17 protein-coding genes are annotated in these 22,093 nt (G+C 65.9%); 8 read left to right on the top strand and 9 right to left on the bottom strand.

Annotated features, from left to right (window positions below; genetic code table 11):
* The first annotated feature begins 145 nt into the window (after positions 1–145).
* Positions 146–1,282, top strand: coding sequence for a DUF3068 domain-containing protein (locus CH256_RS24805; RefSeq protein ID WP_094639210.1), 1,137 nt, complete (start codon positions 146–148; stop codon positions 1,280–1,282).
* A 97-nt stretch (positions 1,283–1,379) separates the two neighbouring features.
* On the opposite strand, the gene CH256_RS24800 is transcribed toward CH256_RS24805, so the two are convergent.
* From CH256_RS24800 to CH256_RS24790, 3 genes are all read right to left on the bottom strand, one after another.
* On the bottom strand, positions 1,380–3,098 hold the full coding sequence (locus tag CH256_RS24800) for a nitrilase-related carbon-nitrogen hydrolase (protein WP_094671032.1): 1,719 nt from the start codon (positions 3,096–3,098) through the stop codon (positions 1,380–1,382).
* Entirely contained in the window at positions 3,095–4,537 is a 1,443-nt protein-coding gene (locus tag CH256_RS24795; protein WP_094671030.1) for a purine-cytosine permease family protein, read from the bottom strand. The genes CH256_RS24800 and CH256_RS24795 overlap by 4 nt, the downstream gene beginning before the upstream one ends.
* A gap of 169 nt (positions 4,538–4,706) precedes the next feature.
* On the bottom strand, positions 4,707–5,144 hold the full coding sequence (locus CH256_RS24790) for a MarR family winged helix-turn-helix transcriptional regulator (protein WP_094635230.1): 438 nt from the start codon (positions 5,142–5,144) through the stop codon (positions 4,707–4,709).
* 106 nt (positions 5,145–5,250) lie between these two features.
* Here CH256_RS24790 and CH256_RS24785 point away from each other — a divergent pair, with 106 nt between their 5' ends.
* Positions 5,251–6,327: a substrate-binding domain-containing protein gene (locus tag CH256_RS24785; RefSeq protein ID WP_094635229.1), complete on the top strand. Its 1,077-nt coding sequence runs from the start codon at positions 5,251–5,253 to the stop codon at positions 6,325–6,327.
* On the opposite strand, the gene CH256_RS24780 is transcribed toward CH256_RS24785, so the two are convergent.
* The gene (locus CH256_RS24780; RefSeq protein ID WP_179272217.1) at positions 6,308–7,522 is read right to left on the bottom strand and encodes a polysaccharide biosynthesis protein; all 1,215 of its coding nucleotides are present in this window, start codon (positions 7,520–7,522) and stop codon (positions 6,308–6,310) included. The two genes, CH256_RS24785 and CH256_RS24780, sit on opposite strands and share 20 nt — an antisense overlap.
* 25 nt (positions 7,523–7,547) lie before the next feature.
* Between CH256_RS24780 and CH256_RS24775 the strand changes: the two genes are divergently transcribed.
* Entirely contained in the window at positions 7,548–9,284 is a 1,737-nt protein-coding gene (locus tag CH256_RS24775) for a hypothetical protein (protein WP_373454875.1), read from the top strand.
* On the opposite strand, the gene CH256_RS24770 is transcribed toward CH256_RS24775, so the two are convergent.
* Positions 9,231–10,451, bottom strand: coding sequence for a glycosyltransferase family 4 protein (locus tag CH256_RS24770; protein WP_094671062.1), 1,221 nt, complete (start codon positions 10,449–10,451; stop codon positions 9,231–9,233). The genes CH256_RS24775 and CH256_RS24770 overlap by 54 nt on opposite strands.
* A gap of 84 nt (positions 10,452–10,535) precedes the next feature.
* Here CH256_RS24770 and CH256_RS24765 point away from each other — a divergent pair, with 84 nt between their 5' ends.
* Both CH256_RS24765 and CH256_RS24760 read left to right on the top strand, forming a co-directional pair.
* Positions 10,536–11,306: a class I SAM-dependent methyltransferase gene (locus tag CH256_RS24765; RefSeq protein ID WP_231893765.1), complete on the top strand. Its 771-nt coding sequence runs from the start codon at positions 10,536–10,538 to the stop codon at positions 11,304–11,306.
* A gap of 9 nt (positions 11,307–11,315) precedes the next feature.
* Entirely contained in the window at positions 11,316–12,194 is an 879-nt protein-coding gene (locus CH256_RS24760; RefSeq protein WP_094671025.1) for an ROK family protein, read from the top strand.
* 67 nt (positions 12,195–12,261) lie between these two features.
* Here CH256_RS24760 and CH256_RS24755 read toward each other — a convergent pair whose 3' ends face one another.
* The 4 genes from CH256_RS24755 to CH256_RS24740 all read right to left on the bottom strand — a co-directional run bounded on the left by CH256_RS24755 (position 12,262) and on the right by CH256_RS24740 (position 17,280).
* Complete coding sequence (locus CH256_RS24755; RefSeq protein ID WP_094671023.1) at positions 12,262–14,091, bottom strand: phosphoenolpyruvate carboxykinase (GTP); 1,830 nt, start codon at positions 14,089–14,091, stop codon at positions 12,262–12,264.
* Positions 14,092–14,400: 309 nt separating this feature from the next.
* Positions 14,401–14,706, bottom strand: coding sequence for a DUF6802 family protein (locus CH256_RS24750; protein ID WP_094671021.1), 306 nt, complete (start codon positions 14,704–14,706; stop codon positions 14,401–14,403).
* Positions 14,707–14,752: 46 nt separating this feature from the next.
* Positions 14,753–16,255: a hypothetical protein gene (locus tag CH256_RS24745; protein ID WP_094671019.1), complete on the bottom strand. Its 1,503-nt coding sequence runs from the start codon at positions 16,253–16,255 to the stop codon at positions 14,753–14,755.
* Positions 16,252–17,280, bottom strand: coding sequence for a hypothetical protein (locus CH256_RS24740; RefSeq protein ID WP_094671017.1), 1,029 nt, complete (start codon positions 17,278–17,280; stop codon positions 16,252–16,254). Before CH256_RS24740 ends, CH256_RS24745 begins: the two co-directional genes overlap by 4 nt.
* 210 nt (positions 17,281–17,490) lie before the next feature.
* Here CH256_RS24740 and trmB point away from each other — a divergent pair, with 210 nt between their 5' ends.
* The 3 genes from trmB to CH256_RS24725 are packed head-to-tail and all read left to right on the top strand — an operon-like array spanning position 17,491 to position 22,058.
* Positions 17,491–18,249: a tRNA (guanosine(46)-N7)-methyltransferase TrmB gene (gene trmB, locus CH256_RS24735; RefSeq protein WP_094639229.1), complete on the top strand. Its 759-nt coding sequence runs from the start codon at positions 17,491–17,493 to the stop codon at positions 18,247–18,249.
* Positions 18,246–18,950, top strand: a complete 705-nt coding sequence (locus CH256_RS24730; RefSeq protein WP_094671015.1) for an NYN domain-containing protein — start codon at positions 18,246–18,248, stop codon at positions 18,948–18,950. Before trmB ends, CH256_RS24730 begins: the two co-directional genes overlap by 4 nt.
* Entirely contained in the window at positions 18,951–22,058 is a 3,108-nt protein-coding gene (locus CH256_RS24725) for an MMPL family transporter (RefSeq protein WP_094671013.1), read from the top strand.
* Positions 22,059–22,093 lie beyond the last annotated feature (35 nt).

Genomic DNA, 22,093 nt, shown 5'->3' with positions numbered 1-22,093 from the left:
TCGAACCGGCGCAGACGAGACCGGTGCCACTGTCGACTGTTACTGTCACCTGCGACGTGTCGTAATAAATCGGGCATCGGGTCGGGGTGAACGTCTTTCCCGCCCGCGGTGTCTTCCATGAAGCGGTCAACTAAGGAGATTCAGCATGGCGGAGCGCTCAGGGCCGAGCCGGATACTTGCCCTCGTACTCATCGGCTTGGGCGCGTTTCTGGTGGTCGCCGCCATTCTCATTCCCACGTACACCATTTCGGCACTCGAGAAGACGCCGCTGGATCTCGAGGTCACCACCGTCTCCACCGGTGAGGGCAGCGTGCTCGATGCGACTTCCCTCGCCGCCGGCCGCGCAGTCGTCGACCAGAACGTTCCCCTCGTCTCGCAGCGATTCGTCACCGTCGAGGATCCCGCCGACGCCGACATCATGACGCTGCAAGCGGGCCAGACTCTGCGTCGCAGCGACAAGCAGGCCGACACCGGACTGCTGACCGCAAGCGTCGACCGCGTCACCATCGACCGCAAGACGTCCATGCCCGTGGAGAACCCGATCGGCACCATCCAGGTGGCCGGCAACGCGCCCGCCGAAGAGGTGGCCCACACCGGTCTGCAGTACAAGTTCCCGTTCAACTCGGAGCAGAAGAGCTACCCGTACTTCGACGTCAACGCGCGTGCGACCAAGGACATCGATTTCGTCGAGGCAACCGAGATCAACGGCACGCCGGTGTACCAGTACCAGCAGACCGTCGGCCCGGTCGACCTGTCGACCGTGGTGAACCTGCCGACCAACAAGGTCACCCTGCCCGCCGACACCTGGGGTGTCGAGGGTGGAGCCGCGCCGGTGACGATGACCCGCTGGTACGAGAACACCCGCACCCTGTGGGTCGAGCCCGAGACCGGCGTCGTCGTCAAGGGCGAAGAGCAGATTCACCAGTACTACGGACGTGAAGCGGGCAACGCCGAGGTCGACGTCCTCAACGCACCGATCACGTTCGACGAGAACACCGTCGAATACCAGATCCAGCAGGCCAAGGACGGCCAGGATCAACTCTCGCTCTTCGGCCGCACCGTCCCGATCATCGCCGGAATTCTCGGTGTCATCTCGCTGATCGCCGGAGTGGTCCTGCTCCTGCGCGGCGGCGGAAACGGCGGACATCGTCAGCCGGCCCGGGCCGACAACGCGCCGCGACCGAACCCCGCAGGCGGAGCAGCACCCGCACCCGCGAGCAACCGCGACTGGACGACGGATCGCACGGAAGAGATTCCGAGGACGAACCTCAACAAGGAGTAGGTGCGCTACGCAGGAGTGGAGCCTGCGGAACGACCCGGTTGGTCAGTGGCGTGGTTAGGTGCCCGTGGGGGCACCTAACCACGCCACTGGTGTTTTCTCAGGCGGTCGAGAGAATCCCGTAGTGGTGGGGTTGCCGCATCAGGACGAGGTCTTTGCGTCGTACGACGTTGGTCGGGTACGGCCCGTCGAGGTTGGTGGTGTCGATTACGCTCGTCGCGTGGCCGGGTTCGGATGCATCGACGATGGCTTCCGTTCGAGGAAATGCGAATGTGTCCGGCCCGAACACTCCGCTGTGTCCGGTGATTCCGCGGTCGAGGTCGACGGCATTCGCGAAGGCGAAGTAGACGTTGTTCTCGCCGGCGCGCACGCGCATATGGTGCCAGTGGGTGGCGTCGGGCCCGGTGAGAACCTCGGCGGCGAGCGGAATCTCGGTTCCGGGGTGCGATCCGACGAAGGTACCCGCCAGTGCGGATGGGCAGACGATCAGATCGCACCCGCGCAGCGCGAGCACTCGGCCCGATTCCGGTAGCAGCGCATCGTTGCCGACGAGGAGACCGACTCGTCCCAGCGGCAGATCGACGACCGCCCAGGTGTCGCCGGCGTCGAACAGCGGCGCATGCTCGGCGGACAGGTGGATCTGTCTGTAGGTTGTGCGGGCTCCGTCGGTTCCGAGCAGGACGGCCGAGTTGTACACCCGTTCGGTATCGGTGTCGCGCTCGGCGATGCCGACGACGATCGACATGCCGTGCCGAACCGCGAGGTCCGCGATCCGTGCGAGCGAGGGCCCGTCGGCGGTCTCGGCGACGTTGCGAGGCGGTCGAGCTGCCGAGACCGGTCCGGTGATCGACAGCTCGGGAAAGACGACGAGATCCGTTGTACCGGAGACCTGTTGGATCCAGGCCTCGATGTCCGCGAGGTTGCTCTGGACCGATGTACCCGGAGTGCTTTGCACCACGGTCACCGCAGACGTCTTGCCTGCGGGCAGCGGCGAGTGGCCGTACAGGGTGAAGAAGTCCAGAGGGTTCCAGGTGTACGTGTTCGTCTGGAGTTCCCGATACAGCTCAGGTCGACGCGCGGGCCCGCACTCGCGGGTACGCCGAATGTCGATCTCGGCGGCGACGATGCCGTTGCCGACGTCGATCCGGCCGGTGACGGTTCCGTCGGGCTCGATGATGCATGTGCCGCCACTGAATTGGACCGTCCGTTCGAGTCCCCATCGATTGCTCTCGATGACGTAGCAGTTGTTCTCGAAGGCTCGACTGATCCAGTAGGGTGCCGGAGTTCGCTCGGCCAGCCAGTTGCTGATGTGGCAGATCACGTCGGCGCCCTGCAGTGCGACCACCCGAGCGGTCTCCACGAAGTGCAGATCCATGCAGATCAGCAGCGCGATTCGGCCGAGCCTGGTCTCGAACACCTGATGGCCCAGGTTCCCCGGAGCTGCCCATTTGGGCTCGGCGATGTACGGGTGTGTCTTGCGATGGGTACCGATGATTCCCTGGGGTCCGATGAGAACTGCGCTGTTGTAGAACAACCCGCTTGTCGGATCGACTTCCGGCATCCCCAGCACGATGTAGCAATCGCGACGGGCCGCGATCTCGACGAACGTATCGGTGGTGGGTCCGGGGACCTGCTCGACGACGGGCGATGCCTCCTCGGGATCATGGAAACAGTAACCGGTGGTGGCCATCTCGGGCGTGGTGATCAATTCGGCCCCGTCGGAAGCGGCCTTGTCGACCAGCTCTGCCAGCGTGGCGACATTCGCGTCCTTGGCGAACAGTGTGGGTTCGAACTGGATGGCCGCTGCGGTGAATGTCATGACGTCACAGTCCTTTCGATTGTCGGAGCTTCGGTGGAGACAGGTGGTTCGTAGTACTTCCCCCGCGTTGCCATCGTCAGTGGGATGTAGATGATGGGCCCGAGGAGCATCGCGATGAACGAGGCGTAGTACGACGGGTAGAGACCGAACACGCCGAGTCCGCCCACGGCCACGCCTGCCGCCATGGCGAAAATGCCACAGGGGTTCCAATTACGCACTCGCCCTTCGCGAAACTCGATGTTGTTCCGCGGTGCGAGGCCGAGCATTCGTCGGCAGACGAAGTAATCGGCGAGCAGAATGAAGATCCAGGTGTTGGTCATGATCCCGGTGACGGCCAGGAACTTGTCGGTGTACTGCAGGATGTTGACCGGGTAGCAGAGCACGCCGACGACGAGTAGCGCGACCATCCACCACTGGCGTCCGACCTTGCGGGGCGAGAGCACGTCCCAGGCGTTGGACAGTGCCAGCGACCCGGAGTACAGGTTCATCACGTTGATGCGCACCTGGGTGACAACGGCGAAGATCACGCCGAGCAGTCCCATCACGACGGCAAAATACAGCCCAGGATCGGTAGCCGAAAGTTCTGGTGCGGCAGTGCTTCCGGTGAAGTGGCGCAACATGGTGAAGCCGAGGAAGACACCGAGGATCATCACCACGACGATCATGAGCAGCTCCGCGAGCATCAGCCCCGCGGTGCCCACGTATCCGACGCTCTTCTTGACGAAACGTCCGTAGTCGGTGGCGATGAGAGCCTGGAACACCACCTGTCCGTTCGCAAGACTGAACGCCTGCCACATCGCGGTTGCGGTGAACCCGCCGGTGGCTTCCCATTGGCCCGGCCCCACCAGGACGTATCCACTGGCCAGCATGTACATGCCGATGGCGAACAGAATCAGGAAGATCGGCATACCGAACCGCTGCAGAATGTTCATCGAGTGCATTCCACGCCAGGAGAAGAACAGCGCAACGAGGGCGACCAGTGCGAACACCACTGTCGCCCAGGCAGAGTTGATGTCGATGCCGGCGAGTTCGCTGAGGCCGTGCGAGACGATGCTGCCCTCGAAGATGAAGTAGAAGACGTAGTTCACGGCGTAGACGAGCGAGGCCACGGCCGATCCTTTGGTGCCGAAGCCGAGTCCGCGGGTGAGCAGTGGCAGCGACAGGCCTTCCTGGCTCGCAATACGCATGATCAGGCTGCCGACCAGCGTTGCGCCGATCACCATGTAGGCGACGGGGATCAGGGACATCGGCCACCCCACCAGGAAGCCGATCTGGCCGCCGAGCGCGAACCAGAACATCGCGGTGACGTTGCCGGTGAGCACCAGCAGGATCGCCGGCCGTCGCCATCGTTGATCGTCGGGCACGCGAGAGGTTGCGTAACTTTCGATCTGGTCGTCGAGGCTGGTCGCTGGCCCCTCGAAGTACTTCTTCATGTTCATGAACTGGTGTCCACTTCGGTTCTCGGTGAGAGCGCTGGCTGCGCTGCATCCGAACAATACTTTCCGTGGACACTATTGCAACGTGAAACATGTTAAAAGGAGATCACGAAAGTTCACGACCAGGCGAGGGACTGCCGAAGTCGAGCCGATGCCGGAACCCGGCAACGATTCACAGGGTGACCGAGGACGCCTTCGCGTTGGTCTCGAGAGAGCGCAGCAAGGATTGCAACTGCTCACGTTCGGATTCGGACGGAAACACCGTGGCCGCGACTGCTTCCATGACCGGAGCCGCCTCGTCGTACTTGGCGCGCCCACGCGCGGTCAGGCGAATGAGCACCTGACGACGATCCACGGTGCCGGTACGACGGTGCACGAGATTGTTGGAGACCAGCCGGTTGACGGCCTTGGTCAGCGTCGGCGGCGCGAGCAGCGCGAACTCCGCGGTTTCGGCCATCGTGTGGCCTTCGCCGTCCGACAGCAACGACAGCACCCGCCACTCCTCGAGATCGAGCTCCCACGGGACGAGTGCACCGCGCAACCGATCCGAGACCGCGCGCTCGACGACGGTGAGCAAACGAGCGGCCGAACCAGCCTCGTCGTGATTCACGCGATCATGCCCCTCTGCTCTTACCTCGCCTGCGGCGCTACAGTCTCCCTCAGCGATTCTAGGGCGAAGCGAGCAGCGAATCGACACGGATCGGACGGACAACACGATGAACAGCGATCGGTTCGACACGTTTCGCGTCGGTCTGATCTTTCCGATGTCCGGACCGTTCGGCCTGGTCGGCCCGTCGAGTGAACTGTCGGCCCAGCTGGCACGGGACGAACTCAATGCCGCCGCCGGTGTACTCGGCCGGCGCGTCGAGCTGATCTCGATCGACGGTGGTCGCGACCCGGCAGCCGTCGCCCACGAGGTCTCGACCCTGCTCGACGCAGGCACCCTCGACGCAGTCGCGGGGATGCACACCTCGGCAGTCCGTCGGGCCGTGATTCCGGTGGCCACGAACCGAATCCCCTACGTCTACACGTCCCTGTACGAGGGCGGTGACCGCTATCCGGGCCTGTTCATCACCGGCGAGACACCCACCAACCAACTCGTCCCGGCACTGGACTTCCTGGTCCGCGAGTTCGGACGCAGACGGTGGGCAATCGTCGGAAACGACTACGTCTGGCCGCGCAAGAGCGCCACCATCGCGGCCGCCCGGCTCCGGGAACTCGGGGCCAGCGTGGTGCACGCCGAGTTCAGGCCGGTCGGCAGCACCGACTTCGCCACCTCCGTCGGCGCGCTCGAACGATCAGGGGCCGACGGTGCCGTCGTTCTGCTCCTCGGCGACGACGCGGTGTACTTCCATCAGCAATTCGCTGCAGCGGGACTCGACGTCCGATGCGTTCGGCTCAGTCCGCTGATGGACGAGAACATGTTGATCGCGGCAGGCGGAGAGAACACACACGGGCTCTATGTCGCCTCGGGATACTTCGAAACACTGGCCACCGAAGACAGTTTGGGATTCTCCGGCCGATTCGCCCGTGCGTTCGGCGTCGACGCGCCGATCGTCGGCGCTCTGGGGCAATCGTGTTACGAGGGCATCAAGCTGCTGGGTGCACTGGTGAACAGGGCCGGCACCACCGATGTGGGCGTCATCGAATCCATCTCCGATTCGGTGTCGTTCACCGGTGCCCGCGGTCGACTGTCCCTGTCCAACGGCCATGTCTCGCAGCCGATCTACTTGGCGCTGGCCGGCGAGGTCGACTTCGAGATCCTGAGTGAGATCAGACCCGCGAAGGACTGACGCGGTTCCCCCACAACACCAACCCACACACCACCACCATTGTCACCGCGGCGGTGACGGCCGCGACGACGACGAACTGCGCGAGTGTCGACGCCACGAACAGCAACAGCAACACCTCGACGGCGAGGGCGAACCAGGCGACGAGAGCGAGGTGGGTGCGTTCGCCCGCGATGGCCCACAGCAGTGCGCTCTGCAGCACGGCCAGGCACGCACCCTGCAGCACGAACAGCCAGACATATTCCTGCACACCGGAATACGTATCGCCCACCACCAACGGCAACAGCGGAGACGCCAGCGCACCGCCGATCACCAGAACGGTACCGAGCCCCGCGACGACGGCCAGCGCCGATCGCACCGCGGACGCAGAATGCAGCGGGTTCGCCATCCGCGGATACAGCACCACGCCGACGGCCTGCGGTAACCAGAACGCCGCCTTCGACGCAACGGCCCCGACGGCGTACAGCCCGGCTTCGTTGGAGCTGAGCAGCGTGCGCGCCAGCACCAGATCCAACGCGGACATCGCGATCAACACCAACTGCACCTGTGACGCCTGCAGCACGGCCAGAACGGTGACCTTGGTTTCCGACACCGAGTTCACCGGTACCCCGGCCGTCCATCGCGCACCGAGTGCCACCACGCCGATACCCGCGGCCGTGGCCAACAGAACCGAACCGGGACCACCGCCGAGCAACAACACCAGCACCGCCGGTGCCACCTTGCCGAATCCTGCTGCGGCAAGCACGACACTGAGGGCTCCGAATCGCCCACGCCCCTGTAGCAACCCCTGCTCGGCAGCCAGCAGCACCAACACCGGCGCAGCGATGACCGCCGACACGGTCGCCGTCATCGAGACGTCCATGGCCGCGGACAGTGCGGGTGCCAGTGCCAGAGCGAGCACCCCCACCACCGCCGCACACCGATATCCCACTGTTCGCAATTCGCGAGAACTGCGCCCGCGCACCACTTCACGCGCAACGACGGACTGCAACGCCAACGCCGGAACCGCGAGAACCAATTGCGCAGCAAGCAGACTCGCGAATTCTCCGTAGCCCTCGACGCCGAGCATCCGGCTCGCAAGTACCTGCAGAAGGTAGGCCGCGACGTTCGCGAACATCGAACCGGCCGTCACCATCCCCATCCCGGCGACCGACGCACCCGCCGTGTGGTCTGCCTCGGACGAGGCGCGGAAAGACATGAGCCCACGGTATAGGGTGCCGATCATGGCGTGGTCGAGGTCGAAGTGGACACCGCCGCTCTACAGCCTGCTGCTCGCCGTGGTGATTGTCGGCCCGCTGCTCGGCCCCGGCTATCTCCTGCTGCGCGACGCCGTCAGCACTCCCCGTTCCTACTTCACCGACTCCGCCTGGGGAATCGCCGACACGGCTGCGCGGGCCGTCCCGCAGGACGCCGCGATCGCCGCGCTGTCGACGGTGTTCGACGGCGGACTCGTGGTCAAGACCATTCTGCTGCTCGCCCTGTGGCTGACCGGGTGGGGTGCGGCGGTCATGACACGAACGGTACTGCCGACAGCCCCACTGCCCGCGCTGCTCGTGGCGTCGACGGTGGCCGTGTGGAACCCGTACGTCGCCGAACGACTGCTGCAGGGACACTGGAGCCTGCTCGTCGGATACGCCACTCTGCCGTGGACGGTGGTCGCTGCACTCGCGGTCAGAGAGGGCCGTTCCTGGTGGGCACTCGCAGTCTGTCTCGCCGCTGCCGGGCTCACCCCCACCGGCGCGTTGCTCGCCGCAACCATTGCCCTGGTGGTCCTCGCCCTCCCCGGGGGTGCCCGACGCGGCCTGCGCGTGGTCGGCGCCCTCGGAATGGCGGCGGTGGCGTCGGCACCGTGGCTGGTGGCGACGGCCGTGTCCGGCAGTGGCGTCGAGCAGGCGGATCCGGCGGGTTGGGCGGCGTTCGCGGCGCGCGCCGAGCCGGGCTTGGGCACCCTCGGCAGCCTCGCCGGTCTGGGCGGAATCTGGAACTCCGATGCGGTACCCGATTCTCGCACAGGGGCTTTCGCGTTCGTGGGCACGGCGCTGCTGCTGACCGTGGTCGCGTTGGGAGTGCGCCCGCTGATCAGGCGTCGAAGAAATCCGGTGATCGTGGGACTCGCTGTCGTCGCGTTGCTTGCCATCGCAGCGCCTGCGCTGGCAGCGACGGGACCAGGGTTGGCGATGGCCCGCGCGCTGGGCGAGACGGTGCCCGGTGCCGGCCTGCTCAGGGACTCACAGAAGTGGGTCGCGCTGGCGATGCCGATCTACGCTCTGGCCGCGGCGGCCGCGTTTTCTCCCCGTCGTCGACCGAATCGGGTGCAGCCAGCCGCGCTGAGCGCGGTCCAACGCACCCGATTCGGCAGTGCCGTGGCAATAGCGGCCCTGCTGATCGCACTACCCGACCTGGGCTGGGGCGTCGGGAACTCGATGCGGCCCGTGGTGTACCCGGAGTCCTGGCAGGCGGTCGCAGCCGAAGTACAGAGCGGCGACGGCGATGTCGCGGTGCTACCGGCCGGGATGTTCCGCCTCTTTCCCTACAGCGGCAGTGCTCCCGTTCTCGATCCCGCGCCGCGCATGCTGCCACTGGATGTGTTGCAGACCGGCGAGCTCATCGTCGCGGGCGGCACGGTGCGCGGTGAGGGGGTGCGCGCGACGGAGGTCCAGAATGCGCTGCTCGCAGGCGAACCCGTGGACATCGTCGCAGAGCTGGGTGTCGGCTGGATACTGGTGGAGAACACCACCCCCGGCGAACTCGGCGAATCCGAGCAAAAACTGAATTCACTGGCCATCGCGTACTCCGACGACCAGCTCACGCTCTACCGAGTACCCGATCCCGTGCTCACCGAAAGCCGGCCAGCGGCAGCCGTCGTCGTTGCCCACCTCGCATGGGCACTGCTACTTCTCGGCGGACTAGCGGTAGGACTGCTGAGCCGAATCCGAGTGCTGCGCACCCACCAGACCTGACGACCACGTGCCACGCGTCGTGGCGTCGAGCACCGAGTACACACCGTCGGCGCATTGCTCCCAGGAGAACTCCCCTGCGCGCACTCGCGCCTTCTCGCCCAGGCGAGTTCGGGCTTCGGCGTCCTGCAGCAGCTCCGAGACGGCAGCGGTCAGACCGGAGACGTCCCGGTCCTCTTCACCATCCGAAAGCCCGCCCACCAGCACGCCGGTGACGCCGTCGATGATGGAATCGGTGAGGCCCTTGGAACTTCGGTAGCCGACGGTCGGCACGCCGTGCTGCGCTGCCTCGACGACCGCGAGCCCCCATCCCTCCTTGCGGGAGGGCATGACGTGCACCCAGGACCGACCGAGCAGCGCGTGCTTGCAGTCCTCGTCCACGTGCCCGTGGAAGGTGACGTACTGCTCGATGCCCAGTTCGCTCACGTAATCGCGGAGGTTCTGCTCCCACCAACCGCCGCCGATGACGTCGAGGTGGATGTTCGGAATTCGGCCGCGCAGCGCAGCAACGGCGTCGAGCGCGTCCTCGATCTGCTTGTGCGGAACCAACCGGGACAGCACGGTCAGCGACGGGTGCGCGGTGCGGGTGCTCTCGTCACCCTCGGGCACCGACCGGGGAATCTCGTCGGCTCCGTTGCGCACCACGGCGATGCGCTCGCGGTCGACGCCCAGTGCGACCAACTCGTCGGCGGACGGCAACGACACCGTCAGGTACTGATTGCGGCGGTGTACCCGCGGAGACACAGTCGATTCGAGCCACCAGCCGAGCTTGGCCATCATCGGCCCCGCGACCGGCCATTGCTCCCGGTGGCAGTGGTGCACCAGCAGCGTCACCGGAACGCCGAACGCAGCACGGGAGAAGAAGGGAATGCCGTTCTGGGTGTCGATCACCGCGTCGGGTGCGATGCCCTTGAGCGGGCCGAAACCCAGCCGCCCGGCCGCGATGGCGGCCAGTGCGCGGGGATACACCGACAGGCGTCCACCACCGCGACTGATGCGAATGCCGTCGACGATCTCCTCGGCGGGAGCTCCGGGGTACGACGCCGTCCTCAGCGTGACGCGGACGCCGCGTCGAGCCAGACCTGCGCCCACCTGCTCGAGGTATCGCTCGCTGCCGCCGCCCTGCGGGTGCCCGGTATCGCGCCAGCACAGCAACAGAACCTCGCGCACAGCCCGCTTCACCCAATTTCCGCATGTTCGTTTCACGACCGCCGTCGATTACCGTTGCAACACTAACCGCTAGGGTTCGTCTTCGTGACTTCCGCCGTGACACGTTTGTTCGCCTCTCGCGCGACACTGCGTCGCTCGGTGAGTCTGCTGAAGGACTTCGGACATGAGCAGAGCGCTCCCGACATCTTCTACGGCGCACTGGCCCGCGATTCCGTGGAGCTGATCGGCGATCTGTATCGGGGCCTGACCGGCACAGACATGTCCGCGGCGACCGTGTTGGACGTAGGCGGCGGGCCCGGATACTTCGCCGAGGTCTTCGGGGCCAGCTGCGCGCGCTACCTGCCCGTCGAGCCCGATGCGTCCGAGATGCATGCGGCGGGACTGCAGATACCCGGTTCGGTGCGCGGCTCCGGGATGGCACTGCCGTTCCGCGACAACAGTGTCGACATCTGCTTCTCGTCGAACGTCGCCGAGCACGTCCGCGAACCGTGGACCATGGCCGAGGAGATGCTGCGGGTCACCAGGCCCGGCGGGTTGACGGTGCTCTCGTACACCATCTGGTTCGGTCCGTTCGGCGGCCACGAGACCCGGCCCTGGCATTACCTCGGCGGCGAGTACGCGGCCCGCCGCTACGCCCGTACCACCGGTCACGAACCGAAGAATCGATTCGGCGAATCCCTGTTCGACATCAGCGCCGCAGACGGATTGCGTTGGGCACGAAGCACTCCCAACGCCACGCTGCTGGCCGCATTCCCCCGCTACCATCCCCGCTGGGCATGGTGGATGATGCGAGTTCCAGTACTACGAGAATTCCTCGGCAGCAACCTCGTCCTCGTTCTGAAACCGAACACCTAGCCTGGAACGATGACGGCACTCGCACTCGACATCGGCGGCACCAAGATGACGGCGGCACTCGTCGGCGACGACGGGCGGCCGGAGAATCCGGTCACGGTGCCGACTCCCGAGTCCGATGTCTGGGACGCCTGTGCCGAACTGCTTCGGAACACGGCCGAACCCGCCACTGTCACCCGGATCGGCGTCGCCTGCTCCGGTCCGGTGAATCTCGAGACCGGGTCGGTTGCACCGATCAACATCGACGAGTGGAAGAACGGCTTCGGGCTGCGCGATCACCTCGCCGAACTCTTCCCCGAAGCCGACATCCGCCTCGCGATGGACGGCAGCGCAGCGGCACTGGGTGAGCACCGCTTCGGTGCCGCCGTAGGAGTTCCGGACGTGCTGAGTCTGGTGGTGTCGACCGGCATCGGCGGTGGGTTGGTGCTGGGCGGGAAGATCGTCGCCGGTGCCAGCGGCAACGCCGGGCACATCGGACACATCGTCGTCCCCGGTTCCACGACGCCCTGCGCGTGTGGCGGAATCGGATGCGTGGAAACCGTCTCGAGTGGTCCGTCGGCGGTGCGGTGGGCGCGCGAGCTGGGGTGGACCGGCAGCACCGGAACCGAATTGGCAGCCGATGCGGCCGCCGGGGAGCCGGTCGCCATCACCTCGTTGCAGCGCGCCGGAGTGGCACTGGGTCAGGCGATCGCGTCGGCCGTCGCCCTGGTGGACGTACGGATGGTGGTGATCGGTGGTGGCTTCGCCCAGGCCGGCCCGCCGCTGTGGAATCCGATTCAGGAGTCGATCGCGCTACATGCGCGTCTGAAATTCCTCGATGGCCTGCAGGTGGTCCCGGCCGCATTGGGTGGACTCGGAACGCTGGCCGGGGCAGCCGCGCTCACCGTCTGAACGGGGCATACCCACACAGCCAGAACGGGGCCCACCCCTCGGTGAGCCCCGTTCTGTGTCGTGAATACTACGCGCCCAGGCGCTGCTTGAGGGCGTCGAATTCGTCCTGAATTCCGGTGGGCAGTTTCTCGCCGACGAAGTCGAACCATTCCTGGATCAACGGGATTTCGGCCTTCCATTCGTCGGTGTTCACCGCGAGCGCCTCGGCCACGTCCTCGACGGTGGTGTCGAGTCCGTCGATGTCGAGTGCCTCGGCGGTGGGGACCACACCGATCGGTGTCTCGACGCCTGCGGCCTTGTGCTCGATGCGCTCGACGATCCACTTGAGCACACGCGAGTTCTCACCGAATCCGGGCCACAGGAAGCGCTTGTCGTCGCCGCGGCGGAACCAGTTGACGTAGAACACCTTCGGCAGCTTCGACTCGTCGGCGTTCTTGCCCAGGTCGATCCAGTGCTGGAAGTAGTCGCCCACGTTGTAGCCGAGGAACGGCAACATGGCCATCGGGTCGCGTCGGACGGTTCCGACGGTGCCCTCGGCAGCAGCGGTCTGCTCGGAGCCGACGGTGGCTCCCATGAACACGCCGTGCTGCCAGTCGCGAGCCTCGGTCACCAGCGGAACGGTGGTCTTGCGACGTCCACCGAACAGGATCGCCGAGATCGGTACGCCCTGCGGGTCGTCCCACTCGGGAGCCATCGACGGGCACTGGGCCATCGGCACGCAGTAGCGCGAGTTCGGGTGCGCGGCATCGGTTCCGGACTCGGGCGTCCAGTCGTTGCCCTTCCAGTCGATGAGGTGATCGGGCTTGCCTTCGAGGCCCTCCCACCACACGTCGCCGTCGTCGGTCATGCCGACGTTGGTGAACACCGAGTTGCCCTGGTCGATGGTCTTCATCGCGTTGGGGTTCGAGTCCCAGTTGGTGCCCGGCGCAACGCCGAAGAAGCCGTATTCGGGGTTGACGGCGTAGAGACGACCGTCCTCACCGAAGCGCATCCACGCGATGTCGTCGCCGATGGTCTCAGCGCGCCAGCCCGGGATGGTCGGCTGAATCATCGCGAGGTTGGTCTTGCCGCACGCGGACGGGAACGCCGCGGCGATGTAGTACGCCTTGTCCTCGGGAGAGATCAGCTTGAGGATCAGCATGTGCTCGGCGAGCCAGCCCTCGTCGTGGGCCATCGCCGATGCGATACGCAGCGAGTAGCACTTCTTGCCCAGCAGAGCGTTGCCGCCGTAGCCGGATCCGTAGCTCCAGATCTCGCGATCCTCGGGGAAGTGCGTGATGTATTTGGTGTCGTTGCACGGCCACGGCACATCGGCCTGGCCCTCGGCGAGCGGAGCGCCGAGCGAGTGCAGCGCCTTGACGTAGAAGCCGTCGTCGCCGATCTTGTCGAGCGCAGCCTGGCCCATGCGGGTCATCACGCGCATCGACACGACCACGTACTCGGAGTCGGTGAGCTCGACGCCCAGCTTGGGGTCGGCCGCGTCGAGCGGGCCCATGCAGAACGGCACCACGTACATGGTGCGTCCACGCATGCAACCGCGGTAGAGATCGGTCATCAGCGTCCGCATCTCGGACGGTTCCATCCAGTTGTTGGTGGGACCGGCGTCGATCTCTTCCTTGGAACAGATGTAGGTGCGTGACTCCACGCGAGCGACGTCCGACGGATCGGAGTTGCCGAGGAACGAGTTGGGCTTCTTCTCCTCGTTGAGACGAGTGAAGGTGCCGGCCTCGACCAGCTTGCCGGTCAGGCGCTCCCATTCGGCGTCGGATCCGTCAGCGAACACCACGGAGTCCGGTTCTGTCAGTTCGGCTACCTGAGCAACCCAGGCAAGCAGTTCTTTGTGTCGAGTCGGCACATTGTCGGTGCCGCTCAAACCGGGAATGGTCGCTGAGGTCATCTAACTCTCCTGGGGTTAGCCGGAACCGGGAAGAATCCGCACGGTCGCTGTGGGCGACTACGCGCGAATGAATCTCGGTTTTCCCCTCTCGGCGGGGCGCTGCTCGGCCGTTCGAGCTGCAGTACACCATGTTACCGCGTACAGCAAGCCGAGGACCGAGCGCCGGATGTCCTGTTCATCAGGTTAACGCCGAGCGACGTGAATCCAGAAACAGGGTGTTGTCCGATTGGTCACAAGACCGATTCAGATAGGGAAAGTTCCGTGCAAGAAGGCCCCCACCAGCGGCGATGCCGGGCCTGTACACACGCGCTAGAGCTCGCCCGAATCGGTCATTTCACCCCGTCCGATACCGTTCGCTTCTCGAAAAATCTCCCAGGTTCGGTATTGCCCGTCACGTCCGAAGGCCGTGAACTTGTCTGTCACACCGTCCCCGTCGACGTCGGTCGCCACCGTCATCCCGGCGTCGGTATGCCGCACGGTGGTCTCGTAGTGGCCGTCGCCGTCGAGATCGAACAGGTCCGTCGAGACCGTGGGCGCGCCCGGATCGTCGACCTCGTGGGGCTCGACCTCCTCGGTGAGGAAATCCCCTGCTGCGAAGCCATCCACCGCGATCATCGACGCTCCTCACTCGACCAACCAACCTGACGAACCGACACTGCACCTACTGACTCCGACGCACCGGCTCGTCGAACGGTTCCCCGTGCGTGGAAGAAAGAGGGACCGATCCACGAAATCGCTCGAGGCCCCGCTCCAGCGCAGACAGATCGCGATCGCAGGCAGACAACAGCGCCGATCGGTGGTCGGCGAGCCGGCGCAGCTCGGCGTCCACCTCGGCCAGTGCGACGTCGATGCGGGCCACTGCGTCCCGGTCCGCACTCGCGACAGCGGCCGCGAGCATCGACTCGGCGTCGAGAATCCGCGAGAGCAACCGCTGCTCCACCGACGATTTCACCCGAGCCACCGTTTCCTGCGTCCATCCGCGCAGGTGGGCGCGGTCGGCCACCAACGACCTCGAGCGCGTGATCCACCAGGCGAGCGCACCACCGAGGACGAGAGTGATCACGGTGTTGGCAACCGCCCAGGCCGGCACCAGCGCCATCGGCGACACCACCAGCCGCCCGAGTCCCACCCCCGCCGACGCGCCGACCACGATCATGACGACATCCTCGACGCCCCGGCGCCGGGACGGCTCCCCGATATCGAGCGGGGCGTCCGCGACCGACTCCGCCTGCCGCGGCGTGAGCCCGAGCTCGGTCTCCACCGCCCGCAATCGGGCCGTGAGCGCCGCGTCGGCTCGATTCCGAGCACCGCGCGCAGACTCGGCGACGTGCGCTGGAAGGTGAGTGAGTTCGGCACGCCCGGCTCCGTCGATCGTGCGCTTGACCTCGGCGGTCAGAGCTCGAAAGTCTTCGGCGGCGGTATGGACGGACTCCACGCGTACTCGTTGAATTCGATTGTGCAGCAGTGCCCGTCGATCACCACCGAGATTGTCCCGTTCGCCGACGAGCTCGGCTCGCCGCGCACGGAGTTCGGCCGTATCACTACCGCCGGTCACCGCGCGCGCTCTCGCCACGATCGACGCTCTGGCTCCGGATGCGCAGTCCTGCACTGCCGCAGCATATTTACGCTCGGTTCCGAGAGCCGCGGTCTGCAGCAGTACAACGCCGAGCCGGTCCGCCACTGCTCCGAGACCCGACTCCGCGGACATCGCAGCGTCACCGCTCTCCCGGCCCATCCGCGCCAACCGAACCGAAATCGGATGGAACGTGCACTCCACCGCCCGTGGGACGCACTCGGCAACGACATCGGTGTCGGCAGAAACCACCTCACGCCAGTGCCGATGCACGTCGATCTTGTTCACCACGAACACGACCGGTGTGGATTCGATGGCTGCTCGCCACTGCTCGACCTCGACGCGACCCACCGGGGCCGACGCGTCGACGACGATCATCACGACCGCCGCATCGGCCACCGAATCCGTGAATTCGATGGCGGAACCGACGAGCCGGGACAGCTCACGGCGCAGTTCGGACTTGCCCGACCCTGCAGTACCGGTGAGGTGAACCCCGGCAGGTCGACTGACCCTGGCGCGCTCGATCTCGTCCAGGGCACTGGAATTCCAGCGTCGTAGAACACTTTTCATGTCCTCCGACAGCGGGATCACCGGCGCAGCATTCGTACGTGGCCTCGGCACAGTGCGAGTGCGGCGCGACGTACGTCGGGATCGACGGCTGCGGCCGCCCGCCTCTTCCACAGCACCGCCTGCTCCGACGCGACCTGCTTCGAACCGGTCTCGATCGGCACTCCCAGACGTAGAGCTGCACAGCGCATTTCGGCAGCCACCGCCTCGTCCGAGGCCAAGTACGACTCGACGGCGGCACGAACACGCCGATGGCCGGCGGAGATCTGTTGCATGCTGCGATGCAGCTCGGCGTCCCGAGCCGCTGCGGCCGCCGACACGGCCGTGGAGACCGCGGCGATCAGGGCGTCGGCACCGGTGGCGTCGGCCAGCATGCGCACCGCATCGCCGTCGGACACGGCGGGTCGCTGCCGCAGTACGTCGACCAGCAGGGCGAGACCACGCAGTTCGATGCATTCGATCAGAGCTTCTCTGCGACGCGTCGACACCTCGATGTCGACGGCGCGAAACCGATCGACGGTCATCAGATCGGTCGGGCGCAGATCGGCCGCCGCAACGGCTCGTACGTCGGCCATGTCCAGAGGCGCGCCGGCTCGGCCCACTCCCCGCATGCCCGCCGCGGTCGCTCCCATCACCGGCAACACCGTCCGCCCCAGCTGCTGCGAGGCCGCTGCTGCGTCTGCTGCGGGATCGTCGAGTGTGTCCGCCTTCGTCAGCACGACGACCGTCCCGTCCAGAACACCCCTCGGCCTCGAACTCAGCAATGCCATGTCGACCGGCGACACCGCTCCCGCGATCACGTGGACGAGCACTTCGCCCTCGCTGTTGTCCGTCCTGCCCTCGCGCCATCGGACATCGAGGCCGTCGGCGTCGAGCGGCACCGACTCGAGAACGGCGAGAACAGCGGATTTCCCGACGCCGGCGCGGCCGGCCACCCGTGCGGTCAGCGGCCGCAGGCGATCGTGGACGGCGTTTTCGACGGCCTCGCGTGCGTCGGTCGACGCGACCCGGTCACGCAACAGGCCCAGACCGGCCTCGGCGACATCCATGATCGATTCCCCCAGAACGATCCCGCCGCCACTTTCCGGACGCGACGCACAGCCCCCTGCTGCGGCACCGATTCTGGCACATGCGGGCGCTCGCGAGCGATCGAAACGAATTGCATCGTTGTAATTAGTCGGGTGCGTCCCACCGCTGATCAGCGGTTGGACGGCAAGTCTCAACTTCAACTCGAGACCCACCTGTCACACGCCCCGTCGATGCGCGACAATGGACCGGTGAACGAGCCCCAGGACACCTCTGTCGACACCGAGGAGAACGCCGTGCAGACCCAGGAACGGGGCTCACGGCTCTACCCACGCGTGACGAGTTTCCGCTCTCGGCGCGGAGCGCTGACCGAGGCGCAGCAGACCACCTGGGACAGCCTGTGGCCGCGCATCGGTCGCGACGTCGCCGACGAGCAGATCGACATCGACGCCTGGTTCGGGCGCAGCGGCCCGGCGATTCTCGAGATCGGCTCGGGTACCGGTACGGCCACCACGGCGATGGCCTCGGCCGAGCCGCACGTCAACCTCATGGCCGTCGAGGTCTACCGCCCCGGCCTGGCGCAGACACTGCAACAGATCGAACGAGAAGGCATCGAGAACGTTCGATTGCTGCGCGGTGACGCGATGGACGTGCTCGAGAACATGCTGTCCTCGCAGTCGCTGACCGGCGTCCGTGTCTTCTTCCCCGACCCGTGGCCCAAGGTTCGGCACCACAAGCGTCGGCTGCTGCAGGGGCCGACTTTCGCGATGATCGCGGATCGGTTGAAGCCCGGTGGCGTTCTGCACGTGGCAACCGATCATGCCGAATACGCTGAGTGGATTGCCGAGGCCGGGAACGCCGAGCCCGGTCTGACCGTTCTCGATTGGGAATCGCCCATGACACACGAGCGACCGGTGACCAAGTTCGAGGGCAAAGCACAGCTGGTCGGTAGCTCGGTGACGGAATTGATCTGGGGAAAGAAGACAGCATGAGCGTCAGTACGGACATGCCCGACACCGTGGTCGACCCCTCAGAACTCGGTGCCATCGGTGAAACGCGCCACAGCAAACGCGTCCTGCTGGTCTGGGATGCCCCGAACCTGGACATGGGACTGGGCGCAATTCTGGGTGGTCGACCCACCGCCGCCTACCGTCCGCGCTTCGATGCCCTGGGCCGATGGCTGCTCAGCCGCACCGCCGAACTCTCCACCTCGGGCACCGCGACGCTCGAACCCGAGGCCACGGTGTTCACCAACATCGCCCCCGGCAGCGCAGATGTGGTCCGACCCTGGGTCGAAGCATTGCGTAACGTGGGATTCGCGGTGTTCGCCAAGCCCAAGGTCGACGAAGACAGTGACGTCGACGCAGACATGCTCGACCACATCGACTTCCGCAACCGTGACGGCGGCCTTGCCGGTGTCATGGTCGCGTCCGCCGACGGTCAAGCGTTCAAGGGGCCGCTGGAGGCCATCGCAGCGACCGGAGTGCCCGTACAGGTACTGGGATTCCGGGAGCACGCAAGCTGGGCTGTCACGTCGGACATCCTGGAATTCCTCGACCTCGAGGACATCCCGGGCGTCTTCCGTGAGCCACTGCCTCGGGTGAGTCTCGATTCGCTCCCCGACGAGGGCGCGTGGCTGCAGCCCTTCCGACCGCTGTCCGCCCTGCTCGTCGGGCGCCAAGGAGTTTCTTAAGTGTTCGCCAGATGGGGAGACATCGTCTACCGGCTGCGGTACACCGTTATCGGTGTCATGGTGGCCGGACTGCTGGGCTTCGCCGCCTACGGTCTCGATCTCAACAGCCATCTCAGTCAGAGCGGTTGGGACGATCCGACGTCGGAATCGGCTGAGGCTGCCCGTCTGGCAGACACGACCTTCGGTCGCGACAAGCAGGGCGACGTCATCGTCCTCTACACCGCTCCCGAGGGCTCGACCATCGATGATCCGGCGTTCCAGTCGGCGATCACCGACAACTTGAACTCTCTGGTTGCCGACCATCCGGACCAGATAGAGAAGATCAACGGCACGTACTTTCCCGGGACGGGCGCGCCCAACCTCGCTGCACTCGGCACCACCGACAAACAGCACGCCATCGCCAGCATCGCCATCGCCGGAGCCAACGACACCGAACTGACCAACAACTTCCAGGCCGTCAAGGATGTCTTCTACATCGACGGCGTGGACGTGCAGGTGACAGGCCTGCAGGCCGTCGCGGGGGCATTGCAGTCGACGATGGCCGGCGACATCCAGCGCATGGAGATCCTCGCCATCCCTGCCGTGGCAGTACTGCTGTTCTTCATCTTCGGCGGCGTCGTGGCCGCCGCTCTTCCGCTGATCATCGGTGGCCTGACGGTCGTCGGTGCCAACGGCATCGTGAAGGTGTTCACCAACTTCACCGAGGTCAACTCGTTCGTCGCGCCCGTGGTCTCGCTCGTCGGCCTCGGCTTGGCGATCGACTACGGATTGTTCATCGTCTCGAGATTCCGAGAAGAACTCGGCGACGGCTACTCGACGCCACAGGCCGTGCGCCGGACCGTCATGACGGCCGGTCGCACCGTGGTGTTCTCGGCGACGATGATCGTCGCGTCCCTCGGTGGTCTGTTGCTGTTCCCGCAGGGCTTCCTCAAATCGGTCGCCTACGGTTCGATCGCCACCGTCGCGCTCGCCGCCCTGACGGCCATCACGATCCTGCCCGCGATGCTCGCCATTCTCGGCCCTCGCGTCGACGCGCTCGGTCTGAAGTTCATGCGCAAGACCAAGTCGAGCGAGGAGATCGAGAACGGCATGTGGGGCCGCCTCACCCGCTGGGTGATGCGCAACCCCGTCAAGGTCACCGTGCCCATCGTGCTCGGCCTGGTGCTCCTGACGCTGCCCGTCGGCAACATCAAGTTCGGCGGTATCAACGAGACCTATCTGCCTCCGGACAACGTGACCCGCGAGGCGCAGGCCGAGTTCGATTCGCTCTTCCCCGGCCAGCGCACCGAGCCGATCAAGCTGGTGATCAGCAACGCACAGGGGCCCAACCTCGCAGCGATCACCAACCAGGCCAACAATGCGCCGGGATTGATCGAGCAGTTCACTCCCAACGGGGCCAGCAAGGACGGCATCATCGTCTTCAAGGCCGGACTGGTCGATCGCAACGACTCCAAGCCCGCCATCGACTTCCTGCGCAGTATCGACGTGCCAGAGGGAGCGTCGGTTCTCGTCGGCGGTACGCCTGCCATCGAGCAGGACTCCATCAGTGCACTCATCGACAAGCTGCCGTTGATGGCCGTGCTCGTGGTGTTCATCGTGACGCTGTTGATGTTCCTGACGTTCGGATCGTTGGTGTTGCCGATCAAGGCGGTGCTCATGACCGTCCTGGGCCTCGGTGCCACCATGGGCATATTGACGTGGATATTCATCGACGGCAACGGGGCGGGGCTGATGAATTTCACCCCTGGTCCGATCATGGCTCCGGTGCTGGTGCTGATCATCTCGATTGTGTTCGGCTTGTCCACGGACTACGAGGTGTTCCTGCTCTCCCGGATGGTCGAAGCACGCGAAAAGGGTGCCAGCACAAGCGAAGCCATCCGCATCGGAACCTCGCATACCGGACGCATCATCACCGCCGCGGCCCTGATCCTCATCGTCGTCACCGGAGCGTTCGCGTTCTCCGACCTGGTGATGATGAAGTACATCGCCTACGGCATGATCGCCGCCCTCATCATCGACGCCACCCTCATCCGCATGTTCCTCGTGCCCGCCACGATGAAACTGCTCGGCGACGACTGCTGGTGGGCCCCGCAGTGGATGAAGCGAATCCAGCAGAAACTCGGACTCGGCGAGACCATCCTCGAGGACGAGCTTCTCCCCATGGAAGACGTGCCCGAGCTCGCGCTCGCAGGCGGTGCACCGTCGAGTACCGTCGCGCCGCCGATGCGCCCGGCACCGCGCCGCAACGAGCCGCTCACCGAGCCCATTCCGGTGGTCGCACCGCATGGTGGGGGTCCCATTCGGGCGACCCACGCCGCGAAGGAAGAATCCCGACGCAGTGTGACGGGACGTCCGGCAACCCCACCGGAGCCGACCCGTGCGGCACCGACCACACCTCCGGCACCGGCTGCGCGCCCGACTCCTCCCCAGGGCCAGACTCCTACCCAGGCCCAGACTCCTCCCCGGGCCCAGGCTGCTCCGCAGGACCGACCCGCTGCTCGGCCCGCCCCGAGCCGGCCGGTGGCACCGCGCCCGACCGTCGAGCCGGAGCCGACCCAGGCAGCAGAGATCGTCCGGCCCGCACCGCCGGTCAACCCGGTGGCTGCTCCCCCGTCGGCGGAGCCGCCTCGTGCACCGAGCGCACCGCGTCCGACCGTCGAGCCGCCGAGCCGAACCCGTGCTGCTCGCGCACCTCGCGCGGAGGAACCGGATTCGCGTTCCATCGAGAGCTGGCTCGCCGACCTGCGAGCACCCAGCGCATCACCGCCCCCGAGCACACCGCGCAACGGCTCGACCGCGAACGGTACGAACCACAACGGTACGAACCACAACGGTTCGACCGCGAACGGCTCGGACCACAGCGGTGACGACGAGAACAGCTCGCCGCAGAACGGTTCCGAACGCAACGGCGAGTCCGAACGCAACGGCACCGAACGCAACGGCAGCAACGGGTCCGCGTCGAGCGAGACACCGTCCGAGAAGCCGTCGGGCCGTCGGGCCGCACCGACCACCGAGGGCGGCGACAGCGGTCGTCATCGCGGCGGGGAGAGCGGACACGTTCTCAGCGTCAGTGAACTACTCGCGCGCGAGCGCAACCGTTCACGCTGACCCCGATGTGATTGGGGCGAAACAACTCCCGAGAA

Source organism: Rhodococcus sp. 05-2254-6, from assembly GCF_002258565.1.
Classification (GTDB): Bacteria; Actinomycetota; Actinomycetes; order Mycobacteriales; family Mycobacteriaceae; genus Rhodococcoides.
This window is presented reverse-complemented; position numbering and strand designations above follow the sequence as displayed.